General features: G+C 73.9%; 15 protein-coding genes. 7 read left to right on the top strand and 8 right to left on the bottom strand.

Going from position 1 to position 13,230, the window contains the following annotated elements:
- Window positions 1-60: 60 nt before the first annotated feature.
- From ACFT55_RS14075 to ACFT55_RS14055, 5 genes are all read right to left on the bottom strand, one after another.
- On the bottom strand, window positions 61-465 hold the full coding sequence (locus ACFT55_RS14075) for an ectoine synthase (RefSeq protein ID WP_380244460.1): 405 nt from the start codon (window positions 463-465) through the stop codon (window positions 61-63).
- Window positions 466-514: 49 nt separating this feature from the next.
- Window positions 515-1,813, bottom strand: a complete 1,299-nt coding sequence (gene ectB, locus ACFT55_RS14070) for a diaminobutyrate--2-oxoglutarate transaminase (RefSeq protein WP_380244459.1) — start codon at window positions 1,811-1,813, stop codon at window positions 515-517.
- Between the two features lie 124 nt (window positions 1,814-1,937).
- Complete coding sequence (gene ectA / locus ACFT55_RS14065; RefSeq protein ID WP_380244458.1) at window positions 1,938-2,555, bottom strand: diaminobutyrate acetyltransferase; 618 nt, start codon at window positions 2,553-2,555, stop codon at window positions 1,938-1,940.
- 285 nt (window positions 2,556-2,840) lie between these two features.
- The gene (gene greA / locus ACFT55_RS14060) at window positions 2,841-3,323 is read right to left on the bottom strand and encodes a transcription elongation factor GreA (protein ID WP_380244457.1); all 483 of its coding nucleotides are present in this window, start codon (window positions 3,321-3,323) and stop codon (window positions 2,841-2,843) included.
- A gap of 178 nt (window positions 3,324-3,501) precedes the next feature.
- Complete coding sequence (locus ACFT55_RS14055; RefSeq protein WP_380244456.1) at window positions 3,502-3,921, bottom strand: DUF4307 domain-containing protein; 420 nt, start codon at window positions 3,919-3,921, stop codon at window positions 3,502-3,504.
- 107 nt (window positions 3,922-4,028) lie between these two features.
- On the opposite strand from ACFT55_RS14055, the gene mca reads away from it, so the two are divergent.
- Genes mca through ACFT55_RS14040 form a run of 3 tightly spaced genes read left to right on the top strand, consistent with a single transcriptional unit; the run spans window position 4,029 to window position 6,186 of the window.
- Window positions 4,029-4,904 carry a mycothiol conjugate amidase Mca gene (mca, locus tag ACFT55_RS14050; RefSeq protein ID WP_380244461.1) on the top strand — a complete coding sequence of 292 codons (876 nt, stop codon included), beginning with the start codon at window positions 4,029-4,031 and terminating at the stop codon, window positions 4,902-4,904.
- Window positions 4,901-5,245, top strand: coding sequence for a hypothetical protein (locus ACFT55_RS14045; RefSeq protein ID WP_380244455.1), 345 nt, complete (start codon window positions 4,901-4,903; stop codon window positions 5,243-5,245). The genes mca and ACFT55_RS14045 overlap by 4 nt, the downstream gene beginning before the upstream one ends.
- Window positions 5,242-6,186 (top strand): carbon-nitrogen hydrolase family protein, encoded by a 945-nt coding sequence (locus ACFT55_RS14040; RefSeq protein WP_380244454.1) that lies wholly within the window; start codon window positions 5,242-5,244, stop codon window positions 6,184-6,186. The genes ACFT55_RS14045 and ACFT55_RS14040 overlap by 4 nt, the downstream gene beginning before the upstream one ends.
- Before the next feature lie 16 nt (window positions 6,187-6,202).
- Here ACFT55_RS14040 and ACFT55_RS14035 read toward each other — a convergent pair whose 3' ends face one another.
- Window positions 6,203-6,985, bottom strand: coding sequence for a hemolysin III family protein (locus ACFT55_RS14035; RefSeq protein WP_380244453.1), 783 nt, complete (start codon window positions 6,983-6,985; stop codon window positions 6,203-6,205).
- A 254-nt stretch (window positions 6,986-7,239) separates the two neighbouring features.
- Between ACFT55_RS14035 and ACFT55_RS14030 the strand changes: the two genes are divergently transcribed.
- The 4 genes from ACFT55_RS14030 (at window position 7,240) to hemQ (ending at window position 10,602) form a co-directional block, all read left to right on the top strand.
- Window positions 7,240-8,001, top strand: coding sequence for an isoprenyl transferase (locus ACFT55_RS14030; RefSeq protein WP_380244452.1), 762 nt, complete (start codon window positions 7,240-7,242; stop codon window positions 7,999-8,001).
- A gap of 39 nt (window positions 8,002-8,040) precedes the next feature.
- Complete coding sequence (locus ACFT55_RS14025) at window positions 8,041-8,580, top strand: MarR family winged helix-turn-helix transcriptional regulator (protein ID WP_380244451.1); 540 nt, start codon at window positions 8,041-8,043, stop codon at window positions 8,578-8,580.
- 92 nt (window positions 8,581-8,672) lie between these two features.
- Window positions 8,673-9,818: a ferrochelatase gene (locus tag ACFT55_RS14020; protein ID WP_380244450.1), complete on the top strand. Its 1,146-nt coding sequence runs from the start codon at window positions 8,673-8,675 to the stop codon at window positions 9,816-9,818.
- Window positions 9,819-9,840: 22 nt separating this feature from the next.
- Window positions 9,841-10,602, top strand: a complete 762-nt coding sequence (gene hemQ / locus ACFT55_RS14015; RefSeq protein WP_380244449.1) for a hydrogen peroxide-dependent heme synthase — start codon at window positions 9,841-9,843, stop codon at window positions 10,600-10,602.
- 66 nt (window positions 10,603-10,668) lie between these two features.
- On the opposite strand, the gene ACFT55_RS14010 is transcribed toward hemQ, so the two are convergent.
- The gene (locus ACFT55_RS14010; RefSeq protein ID WP_380244448.1) at window positions 10,669-11,583 is read right to left on the bottom strand and encodes a putative protein N(5)-glutamine methyltransferase; all 915 of its coding nucleotides are present in this window, start codon (window positions 11,581-11,583) and stop codon (window positions 10,669-10,671) included.
- Window positions 11,580-13,103 carry a M48 family metallopeptidase gene (locus ACFT55_RS14005; RefSeq protein ID WP_380244447.1) on the bottom strand — a complete coding sequence of 508 codons (1,524 nt, stop codon included), beginning with the start codon at window positions 13,101-13,103 and terminating at the stop codon, window positions 11,580-11,582. Before ACFT55_RS14005 ends, ACFT55_RS14010 begins: the two co-directional genes overlap by 4 nt.
- Between the last annotated feature and the right edge of the window lie 127 nt (window positions 13,104-13,230).

Genomic DNA, 13,230 nt, shown 5'->3' with positions numbered 1-13,230 from the left:
CACGAATTCTCGCCGTTTCCGTACCCACAGCGGTCGGGGTCGGGGGTTGGGCGGTCGCGGTCAGGCGGTCGCGGGCTCCGGCTCCGTGACGAGCGGGTACACGCCGTTCTCGTCGTGCACCTCCCGGCCGGTGACCGGCGGGTTGAACACGCACACGCACGTGATGTCGGTGCGCGGGCGCACCAGGTGCTTGTCGTGGTCGTTCAGCAGGTACAGCGAGCCGGGGCGCAGCGGGTGCACCTCGCCGGTGCCGAGATCCTCGATCTCGCCCTCGCCGGCGGTGATGAAGACCGCCTCGATGTGGTTGGCGTACCAGAAGAAGCTCTCGGTGCCGGCGTAGAGCGTCGTCTCGTGGACGGAGAAGCCGACGCCCTCCTTCGCCAGGACGATGCGCTTGCTGCGCCAGTTCTCGCTCTTGACGTCGGCGTCGGTGTCGGTGATCTCGTCGAGGGTGCGCACGAGCACGGGGTACCTCCGGTGGTTCGGGTGCGGTGGTCGGGGAGCGGGCAGGACGTCAGCCGAGGACGGCGGCGACGGACTCGCCGATGATCTTGAGGCCGCGCTGCAGCTCGTCGTAGGTGATGGTCAGCGGCGGCAGGAGCTTCACGACCTCGCCGTCGGGGCCGGACGTCTCCATGAGCAGCCCGCGGGTGAACGCCTCGTCGCAGATGCGGGCGGCCGTCTCGCCGTCCGGCGTCTGCAGGCCGCGCGCCAGGCCACGGCCCTTGCCGACGAGGATGTCGTCGCCGTAGCGCGCGACCAGCGAGTTGAAGTGCGCCTCGACGAGCGTGCCCTTGTCGATCGTGGAGCGCTGCAGCTCGTCGTCCGCCCAGTAGAGGCGGATCGCCTCGGACGCCGTCGCGAACGCGGGCGCGAACCCGCGGAAGGTGCCGTTGTGCTCGCCGGGCTCCCAGATGTCGAGCTCGGGACGCACCAGGGTGAGGGCCATCGGCAGCCCGTACCCGGAGATCGACTTCGACAGGCAGATGATGTCCGGCACGATCCCGGCCTCCTCGAACGAGAAGAACGGGCCGGTGCGGCCGCAGCCCATCTGGATGTCGTCGAGGATCAGCAGGATGCCGTGCCGACGGCACAGGTCCGCCAGGCCGCGCAGCCACTCCGCGCGCGCCGCGTTGACCCCGCCCTCGCCCTGCACCGTCTCGACGATGACCGCGGCCGGGGCGTTGAGGCCGGAACCGCTGTCCGCGAGCAGCCGCTCCAGGTACACGAAGTCGGGCACGTCGCCGTCGAAGTAGTCGTCGTACGGCATCGGCGTGGCGTGCACCAGCGGGACGCCCGCCCCGCCGCGCTTCATCGAGTTGCCGGTCACCGACAGGGCGCCCAGCGTCATGCCGTGGAAGGCGTTGGTGAAGTTGATGACCGACTCCCGGCCCGTCACCTTGCGCGCGAGCTTCAGCGCCGCCTCGACCGCGTTCGCGCCGCCGGGGCCGGGGAAGACGACCTTGTGGTCCAGGCCGCGCGGGCGCAGGACCACGTCGCTGAACGTCTCGAGGAACTCACGGCGCGCCGAGGTGAGCATGTCGAGCGTGTGCACCATGCGGTCGTCGGTCAGGTAGTCGAGCAGCACCTGCTTGAGCCGGGGGTTGTTGTGGCCGTAGTTGAGGGTGCCCGCGCCGGCGAAGAAGTCGAGGTACTCGGTGCCGTCCTCGGCGTGCACCGTCGCTCCCACGGCCCGGTCGAACACGACGGGCCAGGAGCGCGAGTAGCTGCGGACCTCCGACTCGAGGGCGGTGAAGCCCGTCGGGTCGGCGGCGGCGGACGCCTCGGTGGTGGGGACGGTCGGGGTGGTCACGAATGACACTCCTTGAGGTGGTGCGCGCCGGTGCTGAGTGGGTAGTGGTGGGGCTGCGTCGTCACCTGCGCGCCGAACCGGCGCAGCCCGGGGTCTGGCCGCCGACCGTGCGGTCGGCGGCGGGTCAGCGGGAGGGGCGGAAGCCCTCGATGACCAGCAGCGGCTCGCCGTCGTGCCCGTCGGGGAAGTCGGCCGCCTCGTAGCCGGTGGTCTCGCGCAGCGTCGCGCCGCGCTCGGCGGCCCAGCGCGCGAAGACGCGTCGCGACGCCGCGTTGTCCGCGGTCACGGTGGTGTGCACCCGGGCGACGGCGGGGCCGCCCTCGCCGGTGGCGTCGACCACCGCGTCCAGCAGGCGACCCGCGACACGCCGGCCCCGCGCCCGCGGGTCCACGGCGACCTGCCACACGAAGAGCGTGGCCGGGTCGGCGGGCAGCCGGTACGCGGCGAGGAACCCCACCGGGCCGTCGTCGCCGGCGTCGTCGCCGTCGCCGTCGCTGCCGAGGAACGCGAGGCGGCAGGTCGCGGAGAAGTGGTCCGCGAGCAGAAGGTACGCGTAGGAGGAGTTGAGGTCGAGCGAGCCCGAGTCGCGGGCCAGTCGCCACATCGCGGCGCCGTCCGCCGTCGTCGGCGGGCGCACCGTCAGCCCCGTGAGGTCCGCCGTCGGGCGGGTCGACGCGGGGACGGCGTCGGTCGAGCAGTCGTCGGTCGGATGGTTGGTCGTTGCGGTGTCCGTCGTGTCCATACCGCCGTCGACACTAGACGCATCGCGGGGGAAATTTCACCTCGCCCATGACCATTCCTCGACCGGGTGGCCTGCTGGCGGGGCTGTTGATCGTTGGCAGGCCGGGGAAAGGTCTGGTTTGCCGGGGGCGCAGGATCGATCCTTCTGCACAAGGTCAAAGATCTCAGATCGTGAGACCGTGAGGGGTGCGTGGCACGACGACGGCCCGGAGACGACCGTGGGCGTGCCCGTCTGCACGGGCACGCCCACGGCATGCGTCCTGGTCCGGGCGGTCCCGGCAGCGGGTCAGCCCGCGAAGGGCGTGGCCTTGAGGATCTCGACCGGGATCTCCCGGCCGTTCGGCGCGGTGTACGCGACCTTCTCGCCGATGTTGTGCCCGTCGATCGCGGCACCCAGCGGCGACGTCGGCGAGTACACGTCGAGGTCGGTCGTGCCGGCGATCTCACGGGAGCCGAGGAGGAACGTCATCTCGTCCCCGGCGACCAGCGCCGTGACGACCATGCCCGCCTCGACGACGCCGTCGTCCGCGGGGGTGCCGATCTGGACGTTGCGCAGCTTCTCGGTCAGCTCACGGATGCGGGCCTCGTTCTTCGCCTGCTCCTCACGGGCGGCGTGGTAGCCGCCGTTCTCCTTGAGGTCGCCCTCGTCGCGGGCGGCGGCGATGCGCTCGGCGATCTCGGCGCGGGCAGGGCCGGAGAGGTGCTCCAGCTCGGCCTGCAGCCGGTCGTGAGCCTCCTGGGTGAGCCAGGTGACGGTGCTCTCGGTCACGAGGGCTCTCCTTTCGTGGTGCTCGTTGGCCTGATCAGGCCGTGCGCGGTCGACCGACGTGCGTCGGCACGCGCGTCGGCTGGACAGGACTGGCGTGTGAATCCCTCAGGATAGCCCGCGAAGGGCTCAGAACCCAGGGCTCATGCCACGGGCGAACAGCGTGGCGCGGTCGAGCGGCTCAGGATCCGGTGGGGACGTCGCACGACTCGACGACGGCGGTCGTGGCCTTCTCCGAGGTGCGGAGGGTCACGGTGTAGGTGGACGTGATCTCCTTGCTCGGCCCGACGGGCACGTCCAGGGTGCCCACCTGGGCGTAGCTCGGAGCGAGAGCCTCGACCTCGCAGACCGCCGTCGTCCCGACCGGCATGTGCACCTGGAACGTGACGTCCACCTGCTCGGCGTCGCGGACGTCGAAGCTCACGACGTCCACCTCCACCGGGTCGCGCCGGTTCTGCTCGACCGAGAACCAGGCGGCCAGGCCGACACCGGCCGCGAGGGCCGCGGCGATCGCCACCTTGCCGCCGGTCCCGATGCCGCGGCGCTGCGGGCGCGTGCCGTACCGGTCGGCGGGAGGGGTGGGACTGACGGGCTCGCTCATGGTGCACCATTGTCCCTGAAGCCTGCTGCCGACCCGTCACCCCGGGAGGGACCTTGTCCTCCGCCACCTCCGCGCCGCCCACCGGACGGTCCGAGCCCCTGCGTCTGATGGCGGTGCACGCGCACCCGGACGACGAGTCGAGCAAGGGTGCGGCCACCACCGCGCGGTACGCCGCCGAAGGGGTCGAGGTGCTGGTCGTCACCTGCACCGGAGGAGAGCGCGGTGACGTGCTCAACCCCAGCTTCGAGGTCCCCGAGGGGCACGAGTTCGACACGGTCGAGGGTCGTCGTGCCGTGCGGCGCCTGGAGATGGCGGCCGCGGCCGCCGCGCTCGGCGTCCGGCAGACGTGGCTCGGCTTCGTCGACTCCGGCCTGCCGGAGGGTGACCCGCTGCCGCCGCTGCCCGAGGGCTCGTTCGGGCTCGTCCCGCTCGAGGAGGCCGCGGCACCGCTGGTCGAGCTGGTGCGCGAGTTCCGCCCGCACGTGCTGACGACCTACGACCCGTCCGGCGGCTACCCGCACCCGGACCACATCAAGTGCCACGAGGTGGCGTACGAGGCGTACCACGCCGCCGGCGACGCGTCCCGGTACGTGGTCGAGGGCGGCGCGGAGCCCTGGGCGCCCCTGAAGCTGTACTACAACCACGGCTTCTCGATGGAGCGCATGCGCGCCGTGCACGAGGCCATGCAGGGCGCCGGTCTGGAGTCGCCGTTCGGCGACTGGATCGAGTCGCGGGCGGCGCGGGAGATCCCCGAGCGCCAGGCGACCACCAGCATCCCCGTGGCCGAGTTCTTCGAGCAGCGCGACGCGGCCCTGGTGGCGCACGCCTCGCAGATCGACCCCGCCGGGTTCTTCTTCGCCGTGCCGCGTGACCTGGAGGCCGACGTCTGGCCCACGGAGGAGTACGAGCTCGCGGACTCGCGGGTGCCGACCTCGCTGCCCGAGGACGACCTGTTCGCCGGGGTGCGGGGGGAGGCCCGATGAGCGCCGTCTGGATGCTGCTGGCCACCGCGCCGAGCCCGACGCCGAGCCCCACCCAGGGGCCGAGCGAGCTGCAGGTCACGCCGGGCCTCGCCGGATTCGTCGCGACGTTCGCGGTCGCCCTCGCCTGCGTGCTGCTCTTCCTCTCGCTCACGCGGCACCTGCGCCGCGCGCGGCACAACGCCGAGGAGCAGGGGATCCCCGTGGAGGAGCCCAAGCACGTCGGGATCCGCCGGGCGGAAGAGCCCGCCGCGGGTGCGTCCGGCGGCGCGGGGGACGTCCCCGGCGACGCCCGGCCCGGCGCCCGCCCCGAGGACGAGACGGACGGCCAGGCGGGCCGATGAGCACCTCGGTGCGCGTCACGGTCGCCCAGCTCGCGATCACCGCGGACCACGACGCGAACCGGGAAGCCGTCGCGGACGCGTTCCTCGCCGCCGGCCGGGTGGGGGCCGACCTGCTGGTGCTGCCGGAGTACGCCTCGGGGTACGACCCGCACGGCGTCGGTCCCGAGCACGCCGAGCCCCTCGACGGCCCGTTCGTCACCGCGCTGCGCCAGCAGGCCGCGCGCTACCGCATCGCCGTGGTCGCGGGCACGACGCTGCCCGCGCTCGGCGCCCTGGGCGGGCCGGGGACCGGTCAGCTCCCGGCCGTCAGCGGGGCCTTCCCCGCCGTGACCGGCGGGTTCCCGGCCGTCACGGGATCGCTCCCGGCGATCACCGGCACGACACCCGTGGAGGGCACGGCTGCGGTCGCGCGGCGCGCGTTCAACACCGTCGTCGCGGTCGACGCCACCGGCACCCTGGTCGGCGCGTACCGCAAGGTGCACCTGTACGACGCGTTCGGCACCCGCGAGTCGGACCGGCTCGAGCCCGGGCCGGCCGACGTCCCCCCGCTCGTGATCCGGCTCGGCGACCTCACGTTCGGCGTCGTCACCTGCTACGACCTGCGGTTCCCGGAGTCGGCGCGGCGCCTGGTGGACGCCGGGGCCGACGTCATCGTCGTGCCGGCGGCGTGGGTGGACGGCCCGCTCAAGGCGGACCACTGGCGCACGCTGCTGCGGGCCCGCGCGATCGAGAACACGGCCGTCGTGATCGGCGTCGGCATGGCAGGCCCGGGCCTCGTCGGCCGCTCGCTGCTGGCGGGGCCGGACGGCGTCGTCGGCCTCGAGCTCGACGAGACGCCGCAGGTGCGCACGGTCGACCTCGACCCGGAGCCGCTGGCGCAGGTGCGCCTGCACAACCCGTCGCTGGCGAACCGCCGCTACGTGGTCGTGCCCCGCACCTGACCGGGGTCCGGCGCCGTCAGAGCGCCGCGAGGTAGATGGCCACCGTGTGGCACGTGAACCCGACCACCGTCAGCGCGTGGAAGATCTCGTGGAACCCGAACCAGCGCGGCGACGGGTTCGGGCGCTTGGTGCCGTACACGACGGCGCCGAGGATGTACGCGACGCCGCCGGAGGCGACCAGCCACCCGACGGCCGCCCCGCCGGCGGCGGAGAACTGGGGGATGTACCCCACCGCGACGCAGCCCAGGGCCACGTACACGGGCACGTACACCCAGCGGGGTGCGCCCATCCAGAGCACGCGGGCCACGAGGCCGAGGATCGCACCGCTCCAGACGACGGCGAGCAGCACCGTGGCGGTGCTCCGCGGCAGCAGCATGACGGCCAGGGGCGTGTAGGTGCCGGCGATGATCAGGAAGATGTTGGCGTGGTCCAGGCGGCGCAGGACGGCGGCGGTGCGGGGTGACCACGTGCCGCGGTGGTAGACCGCGCTGGTGCCGAACAGCAGGACGGCGGTGACCCCGAAGATCGCGCAGGCCACCTTGTCGGCCGTGGTGTCGGCGAGCACGACCAGGACGATCGAGGCGGCCAGGGCGAGCGGCGTCGTCACCGCGTGGATCCAGCCGCGCATGAAGGGCTTGAGGTGCGCGGCCGCCTCGGAGACGGTCTCCACCGCGTCCTCCACGGCGTCGCTCACGGCCTCGCGCGCGTCGCTGACGGCGTGCTTCGCGCCCTCGACGACCTCCTGGACGACGGGGGCGTCGACGTCGTCGCGGCCCTTCGGCCGGGCGGCTGCTGCCACGGGTGCTCTCCTCGCTCGGGACGTAACCTACGCATCCGTAGGTTACGCCAGCGTAGGCGACTCTGCGGGGCAGGTCGACCGTGCGCCGTGAAGATCGTGCGCAGGGGTTGAGTGGCGTCTCGTGGACGCTCGGCGGCGTGACCTGCAGGTCCGCCGGGAGCGGTACCGTTGACCCGCTCTCCGTCCCCCGCCCGCCGGGTGCCTGCGCGTGTCGTGCGCCGGGCGCGGTGCGGCCCGATCTCCCGAGGTCTCGCGTGCGCATGCCCCACCTGCTCTACGGCCTGTACGAGCGGCGCCTCGCTGCCTCGCTGCCGACGGCGCAGTCGCCCCGGCACGTGGGCGTCATCCTCGACGGGAACCGCCGGTGGGCCAGGTCGTTCGGCGAGACGGCGGCCACCGGGCACCGGCGCGGGGCGGACAAGATCGCCGAGTTCCTCGGCTGGGCCGAAGAGCTCGGCGTCGAGGTCGTCACGCTCTGGATGCTGTCCACCGACAACCTCGCCCGCCCCGAGGGCGAGCTCACGGACCTGCTCGACATCATCCGTGACGCCGTCCAGGACCTCGCGGAGTCCCGGCGGTGGCGCCTGCGCGTGATGGGCCGCCTCGACCTCCTGCCGGCCGAGCTCGCGGCCGCCGTGCGCGCCGCCGCCGACGGTACGAAGGACGTGCAGGGGCTCCAGGTCAACGTCGCCATCGGCTACGGGGGCCGGCACGAGATCGCGGACGCGGTGCGGTCGTACCTCACGCAGGAGGCGGCGCACGGTGCCACGCTCGAGGAGCTCGCCGAGCGGATCGACGTCGACGACATCGCCGCGCACCTGTACACCAAGGGCCAGCCGGACCCGGAGCTCGTGATCCGCACGTCGGGGGAGCTGCGCGTGGGCGGCTTCCTCATGTGGCAGAGCGCGCACTCCGAGCTCTACTTCTGCGAGGCGTACTGGCCCGACTTCCGCCGGGTCGACTTCCTGCGCGCGCTGCGCGACTTCTCGCGCCGCGAGCGCCGGCTCGGTCGCTGACGGCGAGCACGGGTCGGTGGCCTGCGGCACACTGCCACGGTGACCCCGCCCGAGCCGACGACGCCGTCCGCGCCCCCGTCCGCCCCTGAGCCGCGCGGCGCCGCGGACGTCCGGCTCGCCGCCGAGGCCTGGGAGTCGCTGTTCCGGGCCCAGGTCACCCTGATGCGCCGGTTCCAGGCCGACCCCATCTGGCACGACCTCACGATGCGCGAGTACGACGTCCTGTTCACCCTGTCGCGCGCGCCCGGCGGGGAGCTGCGGCTGCGCGACCTCAACGAGGGGATGCTGCTGGCGCAGTCGTCGCTGTCCCGGATGGTCGAGCGGCTGGAGGCGCGCGGGCTGGTGGTCCGCTCGGTGCCGCGGGACGACGCGCGCGGCACGCTGGTGCGGCTCACCGCGGACGGGGCGCGGCGGCAGCGGGAGACCGGGCTGGCGCACGTGCGCACGATCGCGGAGTACGTGGGGCAGGCGCTGCCGCCGGAGGAGCTCGAGCAGCTCCGGGACGTGCTGGACAGGCTGCGCGCCGCGCAGTCGGGGATCCCGGACCGGCCGTCGTCCGACCCCGGCGACCTGAGATGACGACTGAGATGACAAGGCGTGCCATCAACGTCACGTCGCCGACCGGGCCTTCCCGGCGGGCCTGAGCGCGGGCTGGTGCGAAGATGGCAGTCATGCCGATGACCCCCCAGTCGTCCGACGCGCTTCCGTACGACGCCCTGCTCCTGTACTCCTTCGGCGGCCCGAACAAGCCGGAGGACGTGGTCCCGTTCCTCCGCAACGTGACGGCCGGCAAGGGCATCCCCGACTCCCGCCTCGAGGAGGTCGGCGAGCACTACTACGGCTTCGGTGGCAAGAGCCCCATCAACGAGCAGAACCTCGCGCTCAAGGCGGCGCTCGAGGCCGAGCTCGCCGACCGTGGGATCGAGCTGCCCGTCGTGTGGGGCAACCGGAACTGGGAGCCGTACACCACCGACGCGATCGACGAGCTCGAGCGCCTGGGCGCACGCCGCGCCGTCGCGCTGGTGACGTCCGCGTACTCGTCGTACTCGGGCTGCCGCCAGTACCGCGAGGACCTCGCGGTCACGCTGGAGAAGCGCGGTCAGCTCGGCCCCGACGGGTCCACGACCGTGCAGTTCGACAAGGTCCGCTCGTACTTCAACCACCCCGGCTTCGTCGCGGCCAACACCGAGGCCGTGCTCGAGGCCTACGAGGCGCTCGAGGCGAAGGGTGGCGACCCGGCGGCGGCGAAGCTCGTCTTCGTCACCCACTCCATCCCCGACACGATGGAGGCGGCGTCGCGCGTCTCCCAGGCCACGTACTCCGCACAGCACCTCGACGTCGCGGCCGTGGTGGCGGCCGTCGTCGCGGACGTGCGCGGCCACGCCGTCGACTGGGAGCTGGCCTACTGCTCGCGCTCCGGCCCGCCGTCGCAGCCGTGGCTGGAGCCGGACGTCAACGACCTGCTCACCGAGCGTGCGGGCGAGGGCCTCAAGGACGTCGTGATGGCGCCGATCGGCTTCGTGTCCGACCACATGGAGGTGGCGTACGACCTCGACACCGAGGCCATGGCCACCGCCGAGGAGCTGGGCCTGACGGCGGTGCGCGCCGGCACGGTCGGCACCCGGAAGGTGTTCGTCGCGGGCCTGGTCGACCTGATCCTGGAGCGCGCGGCTCTCGCGCGCGGCGAGGACGTCGTCGAGGACAAGGTCGGCAACCTGCCGCCGTTCCGCTCGGTGTGCGCCCCCGGCTGCTGCCTGCGCCGCGACGGCGAGCCGAGCGGCGTGCCCGCCCTGTGCGGCTCCGGCCTGCAGTCCTGACCTGCCCACCCGAGAGGACGACATGAGCGAGCACATCCACGGTGACACCGGCGAGGCCGTCGACGCCGCCGTGATCAACGAGTCGATCCGGTACGCGATGATCGCGGTCTTCTCCCTGGCCGAGCCGCTGCCGGCGGGCGCCACGGAGCGGGCCGCCGTCGCGGCGGAGGCCGAGGCCGCGCTGTGGGACGGCCAGGCCGACGACGCCCGCGACCCGGCCCGCGCCGAGGGCGACGTCGTCGTGCGCGGCGTGTACGACGTCGCCGGACTGCGCGCCGACGCGGACCTCATGGTGTGGGTGCACGGCCCCTCCGTCGAGTCCGTGCAGGGCGCCTACCAGCGGCTGCGTGCGTCGCGGCTGGGGTCGGCCCTCGCGCCGGAGTGGTCGGTCGTGGCGCTGCACCGGGCGGCGGAGTTCAACAAGGGCCACGTGCCCGCGTTCCTCGCCGGCGAGCGCCCGCGCGACTACCTCAGCGTGTATCCCTTCGTGCGCTCGTACGAGTGGTACCTGCTCCCCGAGGCCGAGCGCCGCACCATGCTGCGCGACCACGGCATGGCGGCCGCCGGGTACAAGGACGTGCGCGCCAACACGATGAGCACGTTCGCGCTGAGCGACTACGAGTGGCTGCTGGCGTTCGAGGCCGACGAGCTGCACCGCATCGTCGACCTCATGCGCGACCTGCGCGCCACGGAGGCCCGCCGCCACGTGCGCGAGGAGGTGCCGTTCTTCACCGGCCCGCGCGTCACGCTCGCCGACTGGGCGGAGAAGCAGCCCCGCGCCTGAGCGCTGTGGGTACGACAACGGCGAGAATTCGGTCGCGAATTCTCGCCGTTGTCGTACCCACAGCACTCAGGGGGCGGGCCGGGTGGCGACGAGGACCGTGCCCCCGGTCGCGTCGTCGGCGTCCGGGTCGTCGTCCGTGACGACCGCCGGACTCAGCCCGTGCGACTCGACGAGCGTCGTCGCGCCGGCGACCTGGTCGGTGCCGACCTCGAACAGCAGCGCCCCGCCCGGCGCGAGCCAGGCCGGGGCGGCGGCCACGACGCGCCGCAGGACGTCGAGCCCGTCGGCCCCGCCGTCGAGCGCGACGGCAGGTTCGTGGTCGCGGGCCTCGGGCGGCATGGTCGCGATCGCGGCGGTCGGGACGTACGGCGCGTTGCACAGCAGCAGGTCGACGCGGCCGCGCAGGATCGCGGGGACGGCGGCGAGCAGGTCTCCCTCGTGCACGACGGCGCCGAGCGGCTCCAGGTTGCGCCGGGCGTGCACGACGGCGGCGGGCTCGACGTCGCTCGCGTGCAGCACCGGCGCCGCGCCCGCCGCGTGCAGGCCGAGCAGCACCGCCCCGCCGACGGCCCCGCAGCCGCAGCACAGGTCCACGACCGTGCCCGGGGCCGGGAGCGTCAGCGCGGCGGCCACCATCAGCTCGGTGCGCCGCCGCGGCACGAACACGCCGGGCCCCACCGACCAGCGACGGCCGGCGAACGCGACCCAGCCCAGCACGTGCTCCAGCGGCTCGCCGGCCACCCGGCGCTCGACGAGCTCGTCAAGCACGCGGCGATCGATCGGAGCGGCAGTTCCAGTGCCGGTCGGCAGTTCGAACTGCCGACCAGGACGGAAAGTGCCGCGCTGACCGGGAGCAAGGGAGCCGGCGGCCTCGAGCAGCAGGGCCGCCTCGTCCTCGGCGAACACGCAGCCGGCGGCCCGCAGCCGGGCGACGACGGCAGCGGTCGTCGGGTCGTCCGGCGCCGGGGCCGGCCGCGTCATCGACCCGCCGGAGCGGCGACGCGACCGGTGGTGCGGGAGGGGGCCGCCAGGTCGACGCTCGCTCCGGCGAGCCCGGCGCGGGCGTCGGCGACGGTGCTCGGGTCGGCGGCGAGCGAGAGCAGGCGGTCGACGTCGAGCCGGTCGGCGTCCTGCGCGACGAACGACGCCGGCCCGCTCCACGAGCCCTGCCACCGGGCGACGCCCGCACGCACCGCGGCCTCGCGGACCGCGAGGGCCAGCACCTGGCGCAGCACGTCGTCCACGACGCCCGGGTCGTCCGACGGCGCGTCGGGCGCGACGGCGTGGACGAGGTCCTGTGCGCGGCCGTCCTGGACCAGATCGAGGATCGTGCCGGGGCCGCCCGCCGGGACCTGCGCCACCCGCGCGGCGGTCGCGTAGAGCGCCTCGGCGTCCGCGCGCGTCGTCGCGGCCATGAACTCGGGCACGAGCGCGTCCCAGTCGAGCTGCACGCGGTCGTCGAACGCCACGACGCGCCCGGCGAGCTGCGCCGCCAGCTCGTCGAACCGCGGGACCAGCGCGGACGCCGGGCGGTCGTCGGTGGGCGCGGGGGCGTCGTCGGGCACGCTCTCCATGGCGGCGAGGCGGCGGTCGACCGGCGGGTGCGAGTCCCACGGCGACCGCGCCGTCGGCGGCTCCTGGCCCCGGAGACGGGCGAGCTCGTCCGTTCGGGCCGCGAGCAGCCGGGCGAAGCCGCCGAAGAAGCCGCCGGGCGTCGTCGCGTACCCGGACGACCAGGCCGGCGCCAGGTAGCGCTCCTCGTAGAACGACCAGGCCGCGCCGAGGACGGGCGCCTCGCGCAGCGCGTCCTGCGCGACCCGCCGTCCCGCGACCTGGACGGAGAGGCGGTCGGCCTCGAGCTCCTGCGCGCGGCTCACCGCGGCCGAGACCGCCAGGTACGCCTTGGCGTACTGGCGCAGCAGCCACCCGACGACGTTGCCCTCGAGGCGAGTGACGGTCTCGCCCACCACGACCCGGCCGCGGTACGCGACCGGCGCGAGGCGGGTGTGCGCGTTCGAGTAGTGGCCCATCTCGTGCCCGAGGACGGAGCGCAGCTGGCCGACGGTGAGCCCCTGCACCAGGGGGACGCCCACCACGAGGCGGCGCCGTCCGCCGACGAGCCCCAGCAGGCGCGACTCCTCGCTCACGGCCGCGTTGACGTCCGGCGCCAGCACGATCGTGTCCGGGGCGCGCGTCCCCGCCACGTCGGCGAGCTCGCGGACCAGGGCCCACAGCTCGGGGGCGGACTCGGGGGCGACGACTATGTCGTCCGCGTCGACCTTGCCGGCGGCACGCTCCGAGCGCGCGACCCGGACCAGCGCCGTCACGATGCCCGCGGCCACGACGACCGTGAGGAGGCCGAACTTGAGCGCCGCGGCGCCCGAGTGGTGCTGGACGGCGAGCACGGCGACCGCCCCGCACCCGACGAGCAGCGCCAGCGCGAGCACGAAGAAGCCGACGAGCATGAGCACGGACAAGAGGGCGCGGAACGCCGTGGGCATCGGGTCTCCCGAGAGGTTGGGGCGGGCAACGTCGTCCGCGTCGACACGGACGATAGCGACCCGGCACCCCCCGGCACCAGGGAGATCCGGCACTACGCCTGGCACGCCCGGCCCGGCCCTGAGGGCC

This window comes from Isoptericola sp. NPDC057191 (genome assembly GCF_042670225.1).
In the GTDB taxonomy this organism is placed as follows: domain Bacteria; phylum Actinomycetota; class Actinomycetes; order Actinomycetales; family Cellulomonadaceae; genus Isoptericola.
The sequence above is the reverse complement of the archived record's forward strand: the minus strand, read 5'-3'. Positions and strand labels throughout refer to the sequence as shown.

Coding starts and splice junctions, on each gene's coding strand:
- ectA (WP_380244458.1), bottom strand. CDS start 2,555: ATGGACACGACGGACACCGCAACGACCAACCATCCGACCGACGACTGC.
- ACFT55_RS14055 (WP_380244456.1), bottom strand. CDS start 3,921: ATGAGCGAGCCCGTCAGTCCCACCCCTCCCGCCGACCGGTACGGCACG.
- mca (WP_380244461.1), top strand. CDS start 4,029: ATGGCGGTGCACGCGCACCCGGACGACGAGTCGAGCAAGGGTGCGGCC.
- ACFT55_RS14045 (WP_380244455.1), top strand. CDS start 4,901: ATGAGCGCCGTCTGGATGCTGCTGGCCACCGCGCCGAGCCCGACGCCG.
- ACFT55_RS14040 (WP_380244454.1), top strand. CDS start 5,242: ATGAGCACCTCGGTGCGCGTCACGGTCGCCCAGCTCGCGATCACCGCG.
- ACFT55_RS14020 (WP_380244450.1), top strand. CDS start 8,673: ATGCCGATGACCCCCCAGTCGTCCGACGCGCTTCCGTACGACGCCCTG.
- hemQ (WP_380244449.1), top strand. CDS start 9,841: ATGAGCGAGCACATCCACGGTGACACCGGCGAGGCCGTCGACGCCGCC.
- ACFT55_RS14010 (WP_380244448.1), bottom strand. CDS start 11,583: ATGACGCGGCCGGCCCCGGCGCCGGACGACCCGACGACCGCTGCCGTC.
- ACFT55_RS14005 (WP_380244447.1), bottom strand. CDS start 13,103: ATGCCCACGGCGTTCCGCGCCCTCTTGTCCGTGCTCATGCTCGTCGGC.